This is a genomic window from Chryseobacterium oleae (assembly GCF_900115055.1).
In the GTDB taxonomy this organism is placed as follows: domain Bacteria; phylum Bacteroidota; class Bacteroidia; order Flavobacteriales; family Weeksellaceae; genus Chryseobacterium; species Chryseobacterium oleae.
Genome location: NZ_FOVD01000004.1, coordinates 380,468 through 395,349, shown reverse-complemented (window position 1 = coordinate 395,349; position 14,882 = coordinate 380,468). Strand labels below are relative to the sequence as shown.

Sequence of the window (14,882 nt, the reverse complement as noted above, 5' to 3'; positions counted from 1 at the left end):
AAAAATGTGATTTAACTTTATTTTATTATCATTTACACTGATTATTCATTATAATTAACAACTATACAATAAAAATCATTTATTTAATTCTATTTTTCCTTTTTCTGTGATATAAATTATATATTTGGTTAACAACCATTTAATAAGATATTATGAGAACAGAAATTAGACTTTTCACCTTATTTATTTTCGGCTTTATTCTTTCTTACGGCCAGAATCCATCGGAGAAAAATGATAAGCCAAACCCGAACATTTATGTATGTTTTTCTAAAAACATCACTTCTGAAAAAGCAGCACTCGGAAATCCGGAACTGGCAGAATTTGTCAAAACCAATGGAATTTCGTTTGTCAACGATTTTGGTTTTAGTGACCGAAAACTCGACGAAATGATCAAAGACAGCAGAGCCAACGGTAACTCCGGTGAGTCTGTTGAAAAACTGAGAAGGATATTCAAAGTCAATATTCCTTTACAAAACAATGAAGACGCCGAAAAGCTGGCACACACGCTTGAAAGATTCCCTGAAGTGGAATATGTTTCCGTAATGAGCAGCACGCCTATCGAACCTCCTTTCGTTAAAGCTTTTGTAGCCACTCCGGATCTTGAAAGTCTTCAAACCTACCTCAACGACAATCCTGGAATTAATGCAAAATATGCCTGGTCGAGAGGAATCACAGGACAGAATATCAGAATCCGCGATGTAGAATATGGTTTCTATAAAACTCACGAGATGCTTTCCAATCAAAACTCTATTCAGCTGGAACCGGGATATAGCCCGAATGCAGGATTAGCGAACAATAACTACCGTGATCACGGAACGGCTGTGGTAAGTATTTTGGGTTCTGTAAAGGATAATATCGGTCTTTCAGGAGCTGCTTACAGTGCCTCCCAAATCAAAGGCTATATGGAATGGACTACTGTGGGATACAACAGAGCTTCCGCAGTGAGCAGATCCATCAATGCATCGCAGGCAGGTGATATTATTTTGTATGAAATGCAGACCGGCGGGAAAGACGGCCAGTACTGTCCTGCAGAATATGACAGCGTAATCTGGGACTTAACAAAAGCAGCTACAGATTCAGGAATCATTATCATTGCGGCGGCAGGAAACGGAAATCAAAATCTTGATGATCCTTTTTATGCGGCTTACAGAGCAAGAGGAAACAGCGGTGCCATCATTGTGGGAGCAGGTTCTCCGAATACCACCCATTCAAAACTGAGCTTCAGTACATTCGGAAACCGGGTGGATGTACAGGGCTGGGGAAGCAACGTGCTTGCGGCAGGATACGGATCTTACCAAAAATATGACAACGATAATAACAGAACTTACAATTATTTCAGCGGAACGAGCTCTGCCACTCCAGTGGTAGCTTCTGCAGCGACACTGATCCAGTCTTATTATTATCAGACTACAGGTCAGTATATGACTCCGGCTGCAATGAAAAACCTGTTAATCTCTACAGGAATTCCTCAGGGCGGTACCGTTGTGAATCAAAAAATCGGTCCTTTTCCTAATGTGAAAAATGCTATATTACAACTGGAAGGAAGTCTTAAAGCGAGCGTAAAAGTACAAGCTCCTTTAGAAATTAAGATCTACCCTAATCCTGTGACCAGCTCTGTTGCCATTCATAGCAATGACGATAAAAAACTTGATTTCGAGATCATCAATATGCATGGAAGAACCGTTACAAAAGGTTCAGTTTCACCGGATGAAAAGATCAATACTTCGAATCTTCCTACCGGTCAATATATCATCAATATTACTGAAGGACAGAGAAGAGTGGTTGAAAAATTCACCAAACTGTAATATCACAAAACATTCATACCTATTTAATGAAAATAATGAGGTGATCCGGATTCGGATCGCCTCATTTTACTTTTAAAAACTGTAAAATAGGATCACCCAAAAAACTTGGGGAAGAGATGAAATTTTTCCACGCAAAGTTCTATGAAAAATGCTTTTGAATTGGAGGAAGCAAAGAGTTGGACTTCGTCGTAGATAAAGCTGTCGAATATAGCGTCTGCTTAATCCATTTTTAATCAAAGATTTCAAAGATGAAATGTTTTTAAACACAAATTTCACAAATAATTTCACAAATAACACGACTATGATATGCGAAAATAATCTGTGAGAGATTGTGGCTCATTTTTTTATTTATAGTGTCTTCTGAATTGAATCAATTCCTTTATGTTAAAAAAAATATATCTGCACCCAGAGTTTTGAAACTGGTCATAAAAATAGATGTATCTTGTTTTCTTTTTAATATCAATCAAGAATGAACGGAGAAACAGATTTAGGAAAGCTTTTAAAAAGTATGAAACCCCAGCACAATCCGGGTGACTATGTTTTTTGTACCACGAAAAGTACAGAAGGTTTTGATTTGAATGAAATTGAAATGTTCTTCAGGGAGGAAGAAGGATTTACCCTTATTCTAAAAAAAGAAATTGCAGACAGACTACAGCTGGACTATTCTGTTGTCATGTCATGGATAACACTGACTGTACATTCTTCCCTGGAAGCGGTAGGATTAACGGCTGCTTTTTCAAAAGTGCTTTCTGAAAACGGCATCAGCTGTAATGTTGTGGCAGCGTATTACCATGACCATATTTTCGTAAATACAAGAGATATTGAAAAGGCGCTTAAAGTCCTGACCCAATTATCTGAATAAAAACTTTAAAAAAAATAGGCTGCCTTTTCAGGACAGCCTATTCTGTTTTAAACGGTACAAAAATTATTTCGCTGGAACACTGTTGAAATTCAGTGCTATTTTAAGATTCATATCCGAAGTCGTCTGATTTTTTAATTCGTAGACTGTTCTTACGGTCAGTCCTGAACTTTTTACGACCTCATCTAAATATCCTGTATCATTAAGATCAAGATTTAAACTCGAAGAATCTGTTGTAATATTGGAACGGGATGCCACTAATTTCTCTCCAGTCCCGCTGGATGAAACATATACTTTCACAGATTTTACTGCGCTTAAGTTTCCACCTGAAGGAGACACTACGGAGATTTTAGCATCAGAAATTCTTACATCTTTGATTTTCGCATTATTGTTTCCTCCAAACCATGTCTGCACATTGGTCGCTGTAGATGTTGAGGAAACTTCTTTATCGGCCGGAACTCCCGTAGACACCAAAACATTGGCCGTATAAGGGAATGTGTTCTGGACCAGTGACTGCACTGTTCCACAGCTGACTACTACTGCTGAAACTGCTGCCGTCATTAACCATATATTTTTCATAACTTTTAAACTTTAGTAATGAGTTTGCAGAAATTATACCAAAGGGATAAAACTTACTCTACACTTACATTAAAACTTCCTTTTGTATTTCCGGAAGCCATATTGCTTTTCCCGATAATCAGCCAGACTTCTCCGGTACCTTTAGTTTGGTAAGTGATTTCTCTGCTGAATGGTCCGTCATAATCTCCGTTGGGAAGTTTGATCTGGTTAAATCTGATATTAAAGTCTTTTTCATTCGTTGAAATTTTGGCTTTAATAGTCGGTTTGTCATAATGGGTCAATTTTAAAACAAGTTCCTGACCGTCTTTCGTGAATTCTTCTCCCAATGTGAAAGGAAGCTGAGATGCATCTGCCGTTCTTACGATCTGGCCTTCTTTTTCACTTCTCATAACGCCTTTGCGCAGTACTTCTTTGGTAACGGGAGCATTGTTAATGATTGAATCTTGCTTTCTGATGGCAGCTGAATCTGCTTTAGCGGCAGCGTCCGGCATTTCTGTTATCACGGCAGAGTCTCTGTTCGGAGCTTCTGTAATGTTCGCTTCTTTTTTACATGAAATAATAATCAATGGAATTAACAATAAGGATTTTTTCATAATAACTACTCTTTTAATGTTTCATAGTAAAGGATTTTTGAAAGGAAAGGCTTGGCTTTTTCTTCTTTTACTTTTTCAAGTATTTTCTTTTTAAGCTGCAGATCTTTCTTTTCATCCGCATACTTCAGAAGCCTTCTTTCACTGAAACTGATTTGCTCAAGGTGATATTCCACGGCAAAATCTTTACGCTTCATATTCTGGGAGGTAATGATTCCGCCCCAGTTGACATAACTGCAAGCCAAAATTGTTCCATAAAAATACCAGGTCATCCCATTAAACAGGAATGCATTTCTTTTTTGCTTTTGAATTTTAATCAACGTAAGAGCCAGACCAATCAGCGCCAGCAGGAGAAAAGCAAATACGCCCAGCCTTTTGTAAGTAAATCCGTAGGTGATGATGTACTCATAATTTTTTAGTGCTGCGGACAGTACCAGAACAGCATTCAGAATGATCCAGATTCTGGCCAGCATTTTCATTAGCTTTGCTTTCGGATCAAAATTGAATCCGGATTTAAAATAGAACATAATCACCATAACGGCCATCACAATTGACATGATCACGGCATTCACTCTTTCATGTGTTTCTTCCGAAAGCTGGACCGGCGTTTTTGAAACTTCATAAAACTGTTCATAATTGTAAGTGATAATGAAGAATACCAGTAAAATATTCAGACAAAAGAAAGAGATTACACCGCTGGTTCGCTCTGCATCCAGATCAAGGAAAGAATATGTGGCCTTCTGAACTTTAGACTGATCATTAAAATTATCGTCCAGCAGATAATTCTTTTTATAGATAAATCTTTCCACTGCATAATTCCAGTAATTGAACGCAATAAAAAAGCCCAGAACCGAAAGACATAACAGTTGCCACACATTAATATCCAGTTCATAATCTGTAAAAAGTGCCGCAAAATGATCACTTCCCGCAGAATAGATCCCGAAAAATATAGAAATAAATACAAGCGGAATCACAACGAAAGCCAATGTTTTCTGCCACACGCCGGAAACGTTCCTTTTCGGCAGCCATGCATCAAAGATGAAGAACCTGAAAATGGAAGTGAAGCTGTTGATGATAAAAACCGGGATCAGGAACAGTATTTTAAGCTTTCTGTTTCTTGAGCGGTAGCCCAGCAAAAGAATGGAACTTACAACCGCCAGCAAGGATGGGAAATCTCTGTACCAGATAAAAGCAAAGCTTGACAGGATACTTGTAACAAAAAGTATCAGAAAAGTTCTGGTCCTGTTTCTCTCAGGCGTTTTGAACAAAGTAAGCAATGCGTAAACAATGGCAAGAATACCGAGATTCAATCCAATGTCCTGATCGTAGAATACGATGACGAACGAGGCGGCTGTAAGGAATATATAGTGATGTGTTTTCATGATGGGAGATGTTAAATTTTTGATTGAAAGATTGAAAGATTTAAAATTTAAAAAGTAAATAGATTTATAGTTTAAAATCAATGAGGATGCCCATATAGAGGATGGTGACGGGAATATTGACCAAAAGAAGGAGTACAGAGTTTCCGGAGGATTTCTTATCCGGAATATGGGTCAGGAATTCCATAAGCTCATATAATAACACAAGCAAATTGACTACCGCTGCAATGATGACATAGTAGAACCCGAAGACCATCAGAAGTTCTGCTTTCGTGATCAGGTAACCCATTAAAAGTAAGGTTCCTGATAAAAACGAGATAAGAAAAGTATTTCTGCCAAGCGCAGTATATTTTATTTTCGTCATGACTGACTTATCATTAATAGAGCGGTGCTGTTTCTTTCTGTTGGATATAGTCTTTCAGGTGATCGAAATTCTGCCACAAAAGGCTTTCAAAATCCCAGTGGTAAAAGGGTCTCATGCTCTGCCCTTTCCGATATGCTTTCATATACAGTTTCAGATATTCCGGAAGGATGAGGGTTCCCAATACAACAGCAGCCAGCAAATGGGCATTCAGTTTACCGTTTCCAAGCAGCAGATACTGCATCGCCACCTCATCTTCGAAGTGGGTTCCACATCCGGTGATCAGGTGATGGACGTCGTGGTCCTCCATTTTCGGGATCATGGAGAACCCGTGCTTTTTATAGAATTCGCCCAGTTTTCGTCCTAAAGAATCTTCCTGGAATTGCAGCAGCTGTTCTTCGTTGAACTGCCACTGTCTTTTTTTCTTTTTAAAATATTTTCTGTAAAGTTTCTGGGTTTTATCGTAGACAAAAAGCAGAAATTGAACACGTACTTTTTTCATAATGTATTATTTAAATATTAGATTAATTCCTAACATAACATAGAGGAACCCGAGTGGTACATTGAACATGATTAAGCCTATCGCCATTAAACAGGCATTCATTTTAAGTTTTTCAGCAAATCCGTAAAGAAGCAGACCGATCACCGCAAGAAGATTGACTAGTATTCCATAGACAAGAAAAACGATTCCCCATTGCATAAACCAAGCGTTTTCAGTGATGAAATACCCGGAGAAAAAGACATTTCCAAGTAAAATACATATTCCGAAAATGTATTTTCCAAGGTTTATTATTTGATGATCTTTCATCGATACAATATTTTAAGCTTGCGTTAGGGTAAAGACGGTAATTTCCGGACGGACCATAAATCTTATCTGGAAAGAGTGACCGATAGCTCTGTTGATATACAGAATTCTTCCGTCCTGAAGATTTATTTCCCCTGAGACATATTTTTTATTCTCTACAGGAAGAACCGGTGTGATGATGCCTGGAATTCGGCATTGTCCTCCGTGGGTATGACCGCTCAGAATCCAGCCCTGATAACCATTCCATATATCTCTGTCGCAGGCATCCGGATTATGACAAAGCACGATATTGGCTTTTGAAGGATTATGGCTTTTCATCACTTCTACCGGATAGAAATTGGGTGACCAAAGGTCTTCAAACCCGATAAAGTTCAGTCCGTGGCTTTCTTCACTGCTATTTTTAAGCATCGTGACTCCAAAATCATTGAGAATATCGCAGATGTTTTCTGAGCATTCTACATCGTCCCAGTTCTTTCCGTAATCATGATTTCCCAGAATTCCGAAGGTCGCCAGCTTTCCATAGACTGCCTGTTTCATTACTTTTTCCAGGTCTTTCTGCTCTTCTGATGTTCCGTGATTGACGAAATCTCCGGTGTAGACCACAAAATCCGGATTAAACTGTTTGGCTTTCTGGAAAGAGTCGATCAGGAAATTCCAGTCGAAACGGTCTCCGACATGGAGGTCTGATATCTGCATCAATGTTTTCCCTTCCAATGCTTGTGGGAGATTTTTAATAGGTAGCTTCCTTCGGACAAATTCTACCCAGAAAGGTTCTATCTGCCATGAATACAATGCAGGAAATACTCCTATCAATGAAAGCTGCGCCAATCTTTTAATGAAATTCTTTCTTGTCATCACTGAAATCTGTATGATTAAAGTCTTCGTTTAACTTCCTGCGAATGGGCTTCCGAAGATTCCTACCGCCAGTTCGACCCAGATCAATGCAAAGACAATCAAAACGAAAACGCAGATCAAAATTCTATGACTTTGTTTTTTGACTTTGGTTCTTACCAGATTGACCAGAAAAGCTGTGCTAAAGAGTAAAACGCCTGCAATCAGAAAATCTGAAGCTGACCAATTGACCTCATCTGAAGTTAGATTTCCCAGCAATGGAATACACAATACAACCAGTGGGAGTGCATAAATGGCGTGTGTTTTTTGTTTTTGTGTCATCATTTTATTTAATTTTTAAATTATAAAGTACTTTGTATTTCAAAGTTAAATTTCAAAAAAAATATAGGGTTTATCTTCCCAGTAATTTTTCAAGAGCATTCAGATGTTCATTAAAAGCCTGTCTTCCGCTTTGAGTCACACGGTAAGATGTTTTCGGTTTTTTGCCTACAAATTCTTTTTTCACTTCGATGTATCCTGCTTTTTCCAGGGCATTACTGTGGCTGGCGAGGTTACCGTCTGTGATTTCCAGAAGCCCTTTCATTTCAGAAAAATCAACCCAGTCGTTGACCATAAGAACGGACATAATCCCCAGTCTTACACGGCTTTCGAATTCTTTATTGAGTTGATTTATTTTTATCATAGTAAGGCAATAGCTGCAAATCTTTAAGAAGCTGTTCTTAAAAAGTCTGCAAATTTAATCTTTATTTATATTTTTTATGCATGATCAGCCCATACACAATATGCAAAATTCCAAAACCGATGGTCCAGAACACAAGCCCCCATCCTAAAAAGAAGAGAGAAATGAGTCCCAGCGTGATCTGGCAATATCCTAAATATTTAATATCCGTCAGTGTATATCTTTCTGCACTTACTAAAGCGATTCCGTAGAATATAAGTGTTGCAGGCGCTACCCAAACAAACAAATGATGAAAAAGAAGTGCCAGGCAGAAGACTCCTCCTGTTACCAAAGGAACGGCAAACGTAAATAATAAACGCTTTGTTGTACTGTCCCAGATCTTTTGTCCTTTCTTTTTGCTTTTATTGGCGGTGAAAATATAACCACTTAAAACGGCAGTCAGCAAAATCACAGTTCCTACCAGTACAAGTTCCCTGACCAATGCCGGACCGAAAAAGTTCCTGTCACCATCTAAATAACTAATTCCTTCCCTCTGGAAGACATAATATACATACCCTGCACCGATCAGCGCAGCCAAACCGGCAAAAACTCCGGACAGTCCGCTTAATGAAATAAATCTGGAAGACCGCTCCATCATGGAACGGATATGTGATAAGTCTTCGTGATAGTTTTTCGAATCCATAAAAAGAACTTTGAATTACAAAGTTATAATTTATTTTGAATCTGCCAATTATTTTTTTAATATTTTAATAACAACTTTTTACCATCCCATTGATACAATTCTTAACTTTAAGAAATCAGGATCAGGCTGAAAGAAATTCTACATCTATTAAATGAACACATTATGGCGAAAACTTCAATAGATTATTCTCAGATTGAATTGCAGGAACATATTCCTTTAACAGAAGAGGAAATAAGTAGTATCGCGAATCAAAAGCAGGATTTTTTCAAACATGTTCCGGGTGTGCTGATATTGGTAATTCTTTTAATGGTACTTATGGCCTGTTACCTGTTGAAAGATAAGTTTCATGATTTCAAATACTATCATTATCTCCTGTTTTCCGGCATCACATTGGTGCTTTACGCTTTTTTATACGGCATCATGTATCTTGTTTATATTTACTTCGTTAAAAACTGGGAAAAGGACATCAAAAGCGGTAAAAACAGATTAATAAGCGTCATTATCAGTCGCCACAAAACAGAAAATGATGAATACATCATCACCTTCTCCGGCCGTAGCAGAAAAGAAAAAATAAGACTTCCTGTTTCTAAAGCTGACTACTTAGATTATCTTGTAGGAACTCAGGTTGTGGTGGTTTATTTAAAGCATAGTAAAACCGTGATTTCTATTGATCATTACAATCATTCAACACATTAATTTTCATAAAAAAAGAACCCTGCCCAAAAGCAGGATTCTAAAAAGTAGTATTTTTTTTGTTTTAATTATAATGGATTCTGGACGATCAATGGATTGGCATTGATTTCCGCTCTCGGAATCAGGAATTCCCATCTTGGATCGGTATTCGGAACGGTCATCAGATTATTCGTAACCACAGACGAATGATTGGCACCAGTTCTATCCAGCCCCTGATTCAGTCTCTTCAGATCTAAGAGTCTAAATCCTTCACCCCATAATTCGAGTCTTCTGCTGTTAAGAATTTCATTGATATAGGCAGTGCCTGTTGTACTGGCTCCAGCATAGCTAGTATTTCTGTTTTTAGCGAGTAGGTTAAATGCGGTCTTTGAGTCTGTTTCATTTCCTAATCTCGCCAAAGCTTCGGCTTCTATAAGATACATTTCTGCAGCACGCATATAAGGAAGATCCACCCTACTGTCTGCAAAACTGGCAGAAAGAAACTTCTGACTGGTAAATGGAAATTTAGAATAGGTAGTCGGCAGGGCAAGACCAGTATGTGCTCCCGTAGGATCAAAGTTTTTAGTTCTTACATCGGTCGAAGGAAACATTTGAAATAACTTACTGTTAATCGCTTTTGGTGCCTGACGTATATTGGTGGAATTAAAATTCCTTGACATATACGCTCCGAAATTCGAGAATGTTTCGCCTTGGTCTGCAATAATAGTAGCACCCCAAATCCATTCTCCGTTTCCTGCAAGATTATTAAATCCGGCTGTATAGGCCGTATTATCCATCAGAGGATATTCTGCTCTGGCTAATTTAGCAGATGCAGCGGCAACGGCATAATTCCCTTGTGTAAGAGCAATTCTGGCTTTTAATCCTAAAATTACCTTATCATCAAAGTGGGACTTTGTTAGTCTTTTGCTTCCCGCAAGTCTTGTAGCAGCTTCATTAAGATCACTATTGATCTGTGTATATACATCTTCAACGGTATTCCTTTCCAAAGGTATTTCATTAGCGATCAATCTGATGGGAACTCCAAGCTGGCTATTCACAGTACCCGGAACATATCTTTTACCATAAATCTGAACCAGCATATAATAACAGAATGCTCTGAATGCATGAGCTTCACCAATCGCGAGCTTTACCGTATTGGCATCAGCTGCATTAGCAACCGGAACTGAAGGTCCGTTGGCAATCACTAAATTGGCATTTCTGATAAGGGCATAATAAAACTGGTACGGATAAAAAACATACGAACTGCTTTCATTCACCTGATCCTGCCATCTGACGGTTGAAATATACCAGCCATTCCCTGTAGAAGGAAACACAAGATCTTCCCCTATAGCATCCATCATAATCATGATACCTCCCTGACCGTTCTGCCCCTGACTATCATTCTGTCTGTAATACATATCTCTATGCATCCCGTTTATAATAGCCATCAGATTCGATGCACTTGAATAGGCTGCATCTTCAGAAGCTGCAGTCGTAGGATCTGTTTCAAGATAATCGCTCTGACATGAGATCATTGCTGTGAAGATTGATGAAAGCACCACAGCCCATTTGATATATTGTTTTTTTAGATTTTTCATACTTAATTTTTAAAATGATACATTAAATCCGATGGTAATAATTCTCGCAGGGGTATATCGGTTGGATGTGGTTCCATTAAACGCCTGAGCAGGCTCCAATCCTTTTCTTGCGGTTTTGCTCCAAAGGTTCTCGCCGGAAACCAGAATCTTGAATCCCGCCAATCCCAGCTGGGACAAAGTCTCCGTATTAAAGCTGTAGCTCAAAGTAGCCTGTCTGAAGGTAATAAAATCTGAGCTTATAAGCCATCTTGAAGAAGCTGCATTTGAACTTGTATAGGTAGATGAGTTTAATGCAGGAACATCAGTAATCTGTCCCGGAGTCGTCCACCTGTTTAAAATATCCGTGCTTAATGCTCCTCCCTGAGAATAACTTGACATTAGGGCTGCATAATTAGAATCATATGTTTTTCCTCCTAACTGGTATGTAAACATTGCAGATAAAGCCCATTGCTTATAGGTAATCGAGGTTCCAAAGCTTCCAAAAAGATCCGGAATAGCAGTTCCTGAATAATCATATTTAGCTTTATTAAAATTGGTCGTCACCTTGGTTCCATTTACAGTTCTGATATCTGCAGCAGTTGTATTAGCAAAGGCATCAGCTACTAAAAAGAGAGGAGAACCGTCTGCCGGGTCAACTCCATACCATTGTCTCAACCAATAATCATAAATAGAATGACCTACTGAAACTTTCTTGGTTCCGTTAATAATTTCCGTGATACCATTGGAAAGTTCCGTAACCTGATTTTTCAGTGTGGATGCATTGGCATTAATATTCCAGGTGAAGTTTTCATTTCTGATCACATCCGCATTAAGACTGAATTCAAATCCACGGTTGTACATTGTCCCGACATTTCTGCTTATATTATTATCGGGAACTCCGGCAGAAACGGGAATAGGAACCTGAAAGATCAGATCTTCGGTAACTCTCTTATAATACTCTACAGATCCTGAAATTCTGTTATTTAAAAATCCAAAATCGATTCCTATGTCACTTTGCTTATTTGTTTCCCAGGTAATCGTAGGATCTGCCAAAAACCCGAACAAAATACCTGGTTCCTGAGCATTATTGTACCCTAAAGAATAGGTACTTTTATACATATAGTAACTGTCTGTTCTGTCATTTCCTACTTCTCCATAAGAGCCCCTAAGTTTTAATTCACTGATCAGTCCAGAGTTTTTCAAGAATTCTTCTCCTTTTATTCTCCACCCTGCACCAAGAGACCAGAATGAATCCCATCTTACATCTTTACTGAATCTGGAAGAACCATCCCAGCGAATGGATCCTGAAAGTAAATATTTTGAATTGAAATCATAGTTTAATCTTGAAAAAACACCTTCTTTTCTGTAATTGTCTGTTCTGGATGTAAGCGTTGTAGGGGTCACAAAATTGATCAGTTCGTCATTATCATCCACAATCTGCCCTTTCTTGTAACCATACAAATATTCATAGGTGAATTTATAGTTTTCATGCCCTAATAAATATTCAAAATTATGCTGGCCAAACTTTCTTTTATAATTCAAAAGCTGGTTCCAGGTAAATGTCTGTTCCGTAATACTGTATTTTTCCGCTGAACCTCCCGGAGCGGCATCACCAATGATTTTATTCCCATAGGTGCTTCTTCTGTTATTTCTGATATCATATCCTACATTGGTAGATAAGGTCAGATAAGGATCAACCTTAACCTCAGCATAAGCTCTGGAAATGATATAATAATTCTTAGAAAGATCTTTATTTAAAAGCGTTTCCTGAATCACATTTCTTCCGGCAGCAGCATCTGCTCCTCTTCCGCTCCCCGCATCGTACATGATATTCCCGGCATTATCGTAAAGATTAGCATTGGTAACAGGATCATGAGCATACGGACTGTAAATAGGCCCCATCGTTCTTGTCCATCTGTAAGGATTGATGTATGATGAATTACTATCTACCCCTTCCACTGAATTGTTTCCGTTGGAAGAAACTCCACTGATACTGGTTCCTAACTTCAACCAGCTTTTCACCTGCGAATCTACTTTCAACCTGGCGGTAAATCTTTCAAAATCCGATTTTATAAGATATCCTGTTTCGTTGGTGTAGCCAACTGAAGTGAAGTAAGTTGTCGTATTGCTTCCACCGCTGTAATTTAATTCATAATTCTGTCTGAAACCTGTATTCATCAAAGGTCTTTGCCAGTCTAGATCCGAATACCTCAGTTCTGCATTGGGATTTAAGATACCGTCTACGACCAGTTGATTATCTGCAACATTGAAAACATTGGTTTTCAGTACTCCTGATATCAGCTGTGTTGTGGCATACGTATTAGCCTGTGCTAATGTTGAAGTTGGTACAGATGTCATCCTCCCGTTTCTGATAGCTTCCCAGATAAGCGGATAATATTGATAGACATTCACTCTTTCATATTCAGGAATAGATCTTTGTACATATCCCGTACTCATTCCGAAATTAAATGAATCTTTTCCTTTTCTTCCTGATTTGGTAGTGATGATAATAACCCCGTTAGCGGCAGCCGAACCATAAAGTGATGTTGAAGCTGCATCTTTCAAAATATTAAATGAAGCAATATCGTTGGGATTAATGGCGGCAAGAGACCCCGTATACACCGTACCATCCACTACATACAAAGGTGATGTTGTAATCCCGTAAGACCCTATTCCCCTGATCTGAATACTGGGTGAACTGCCCGGCTGGCCTGTTCCGGTACTTACTTTAACCCCCGCACTGGCTCCATCGAGTGCTTGCCCGATACTTGATATAGGGCGGTCTGCAAACTGTTTAGCTTTTACCTCCGTACTGGAACCTACCATGGTTTCTTTTTTCTGGCTCCCATACGCTACAACAACCACCTCATCTATGGCATGTTCTTCCTGAACGGTGTCGCGCTTAGCTTTTTGAGCCTCAACAGTCTGTCCTCCTAAAAAGAAGAGAACAGCTGTTAACAATGACAACTGTAATTTCATATTAACAAATTTTAACTATAATACAACCAAAGATATATTAATAAACGTTAAAATTTCCAAAATGATGTTAAATACAATAAAATTAAATAATCAATGTAAATTATTAATAAATAATAATCAAACAATTTAAATTTTTAATGCTAGTTCAATAAACGCAAAACAAAATACATTGAAGTTTTTAATTTTTCCACAAAAAAACCGCTGAAATATTCAGCGGATATATAACAATGATGTAAAATATTATTTTGATCTTAATTTTTCTTTAATAGATTCAATATTTTTCTTGGCAGAATCTTCGAGGATCAAACTGGCACTCATGTGAATTCTTGCCGGCATCAGTTCACTGAAATGATCTGTTCCTTCCCAGGATACTTTTTTGATTAAAGCCAATGCATCGCTACTTCTGGAAGCTAATGTCTGCATAAATTTTTCCAGTTTAGCATCCATCTCCTGAATATTTTCAGATACGGAATGATACACATTATGCTGTTCTGCCCACTCTGCTGATCTGAAATCGGCATCAATAGCCATTGCGGAGAACTGAGATTTTCCGATTTTTCTTTCTACGTAAGGTCCGATTACAAATGGTCCGATTCCCAGATTAATCTCGGTAAGCGCCAAAGCTGAATCTTTCGTAGCAAAACAGTAATCTGCTCCACACGCAATTCCCACTCCTCCACCGGTAGTTTTTCCCTGAACTCTTACGACAACTATTTTTCCGCAGTTTCTCATAGCATTCAGAACTTTTGCAAAGCCACCGAAAAATTTCGTAGATGCCTCCAGCTCTTCAATTGCCAAAAGCTCATCGAAGCTTGCTCCTGCACAGAATGCTTTCTCACCTTCACTTTTTACTAAAATAGCTTTTACTTCTTCTTTAGCTCCTTCATCCAGAATAGTCTGAGCCAGTTTTTCTAAAATGGCACCCGGAAGGGAGTTGCTTTTTGGTGTTCCGAATGTAATTTCGGCAATATTGTTTTTAATTTCTGATGCTACGAATTCGTTCATTTTTATTTTTATTGGATTCTTACAAAAATACTAAATACCACTGTCCCGGAAAAATTAT

General features: G+C 38.3%; 16 protein-coding genes. 3 read left to right on the top strand and 13 right to left on the bottom strand.

Features of this window, described 5'->3' with window-relative positions; genetic code table 11:
* Positions 1-152: 152 nt before the first annotated feature.
* Together BM143_RS15485 and BM143_RS15480 are read left to right on the top strand one after the other, a co-directional pair.
* The gene (locus BM143_RS15485) at positions 153-1,805 is read left to right on the top strand and encodes a S8 family peptidase (protein ID WP_090025357.1); all 1,653 of its coding nucleotides are present in this window, start codon (positions 153-155) and stop codon (positions 1,803-1,805) included.
* Between the two features lie 469 nt (positions 1,806-2,274).
* On the top strand, positions 2,275-2,667 hold the full coding sequence (locus BM143_RS15480) for an ACT domain-containing protein (RefSeq protein WP_090025355.1): 393 nt from the start codon (positions 2,275-2,277) through the stop codon (positions 2,665-2,667).
* Positions 2,668-2,730: 63 nt separating this feature from the next.
* Here BM143_RS15480 and BM143_RS15475 read toward each other — a convergent pair whose 3' ends face one another.
* The 10 genes from BM143_RS15475 to BM143_RS15430 form a co-directional block, all read right to left on the bottom strand.
* The gene (locus BM143_RS15475; protein ID WP_047454502.1) at positions 2,731-3,243 is read right to left on the bottom strand and encodes a hypothetical protein; all 513 of its coding nucleotides are present in this window, start codon (positions 3,241-3,243) and stop codon (positions 2,731-2,733) included.
* 53 nt (positions 3,244-3,296) lie between these two features.
* Positions 3,297-3,836, bottom strand: a complete 540-nt coding sequence (locus BM143_RS15470; RefSeq protein WP_090025354.1) for a hypothetical protein — start codon at positions 3,834-3,836, stop codon at positions 3,297-3,299.
* A gap of 5 nt (positions 3,837-3,841) precedes the next feature.
* Positions 3,842-5,215 (bottom strand): DUF4153 domain-containing protein, encoded by a 1,374-nt coding sequence (locus BM143_RS15465; protein WP_090025417.1) that lies wholly within the window; start codon positions 5,213-5,215, stop codon positions 3,842-3,844.
* A gap of 64 nt (positions 5,216-5,279) precedes the next feature.
* Positions 5,280-5,576 (bottom strand): hypothetical protein, encoded by a 297-nt coding sequence (locus BM143_RS15460; RefSeq protein ID WP_139222055.1) that lies wholly within the window; start codon positions 5,574-5,576, stop codon positions 5,280-5,282.
* 13 nt (positions 5,577-5,589) lie between these two features.
* The gene (locus tag BM143_RS15455) at positions 5,590-6,075 is read right to left on the bottom strand and encodes a Coq4 family protein (protein WP_072924993.1); all 486 of its coding nucleotides are present in this window, start codon (positions 6,073-6,075) and stop codon (positions 5,590-5,592) included.
* Positions 6,076-6,081: 6 nt separating this feature from the next.
* The gene (locus BM143_RS15450) at positions 6,082-6,381 is read right to left on the bottom strand and encodes a hypothetical protein (RefSeq protein WP_090025351.1); all 300 of its coding nucleotides are present in this window, start codon (positions 6,379-6,381) and stop codon (positions 6,082-6,084) included.
* Between the two features lie 12 nt (positions 6,382-6,393).
* Complete coding sequence (locus tag BM143_RS15445) at positions 6,394-7,233, bottom strand: metallophosphoesterase (RefSeq protein WP_090025349.1); 840 nt, start codon at positions 7,231-7,233, stop codon at positions 6,394-6,396.
* Positions 7,234-7,263: 30 nt separating this feature from the next.
* Positions 7,264-7,554 (bottom strand): hypothetical protein, encoded by a 291-nt coding sequence (locus BM143_RS15440; RefSeq protein WP_090025347.1) that lies wholly within the window; start codon positions 7,552-7,554, stop codon positions 7,264-7,266.
* A gap of 67 nt (positions 7,555-7,621) precedes the next feature.
* Positions 7,622-7,912, bottom strand: a complete 291-nt coding sequence (locus BM143_RS15435; protein WP_090025346.1) for a winged helix-turn-helix domain-containing protein — start codon at positions 7,910-7,912, stop codon at positions 7,622-7,624.
* A 61-nt stretch (positions 7,913-7,973) separates the two neighbouring features.
* The gene (locus BM143_RS15430; protein WP_090025344.1) at positions 7,974-8,591 is read right to left on the bottom strand and encodes a hypothetical protein; all 618 of its coding nucleotides are present in this window, start codon (positions 8,589-8,591) and stop codon (positions 7,974-7,976) included.
* Positions 8,592-8,753: 162 nt separating this feature from the next.
* On the opposite strand from BM143_RS15430, the gene BM143_RS15425 reads away from it, so the two are divergent.
* Complete coding sequence (locus BM143_RS15425; protein ID WP_090025342.1) at positions 8,754-9,287, top strand: hypothetical protein; 534 nt, start codon at positions 8,754-8,756, stop codon at positions 9,285-9,287.
* 65 nt (positions 9,288-9,352) lie between these two features.
* On the opposite strand, the gene BM143_RS15420 is transcribed toward BM143_RS15425, so the two are convergent.
* The 3 genes from BM143_RS15420 to BM143_RS15410 form a co-directional block, all read right to left on the bottom strand.
* Positions 9,353-10,861: a RagB/SusD family nutrient uptake outer membrane protein gene (locus BM143_RS15420; protein ID WP_090025341.1), complete on the bottom strand. Its 1,509-nt coding sequence runs from the start codon at positions 10,859-10,861 to the stop codon at positions 9,353-9,355.
* 9 nt (positions 10,862-10,870) lie between these two features.
* The gene (locus BM143_RS15415) at positions 10,871-13,819 is read right to left on the bottom strand and encodes a SusC/RagA family TonB-linked outer membrane protein (protein ID WP_090025339.1); all 2,949 of its coding nucleotides are present in this window, start codon (positions 13,817-13,819) and stop codon (positions 10,871-10,873) included.
* Between the two features lie 240 nt (positions 13,820-14,059).
* Positions 14,060-14,824, bottom strand: coding sequence for an enoyl-CoA hydratase/isomerase family protein (locus BM143_RS15410; RefSeq protein WP_090025337.1), 765 nt, complete (start codon positions 14,822-14,824; stop codon positions 14,060-14,062).
* Positions 14,825-14,882: the final 58 nt, after the last annotated feature.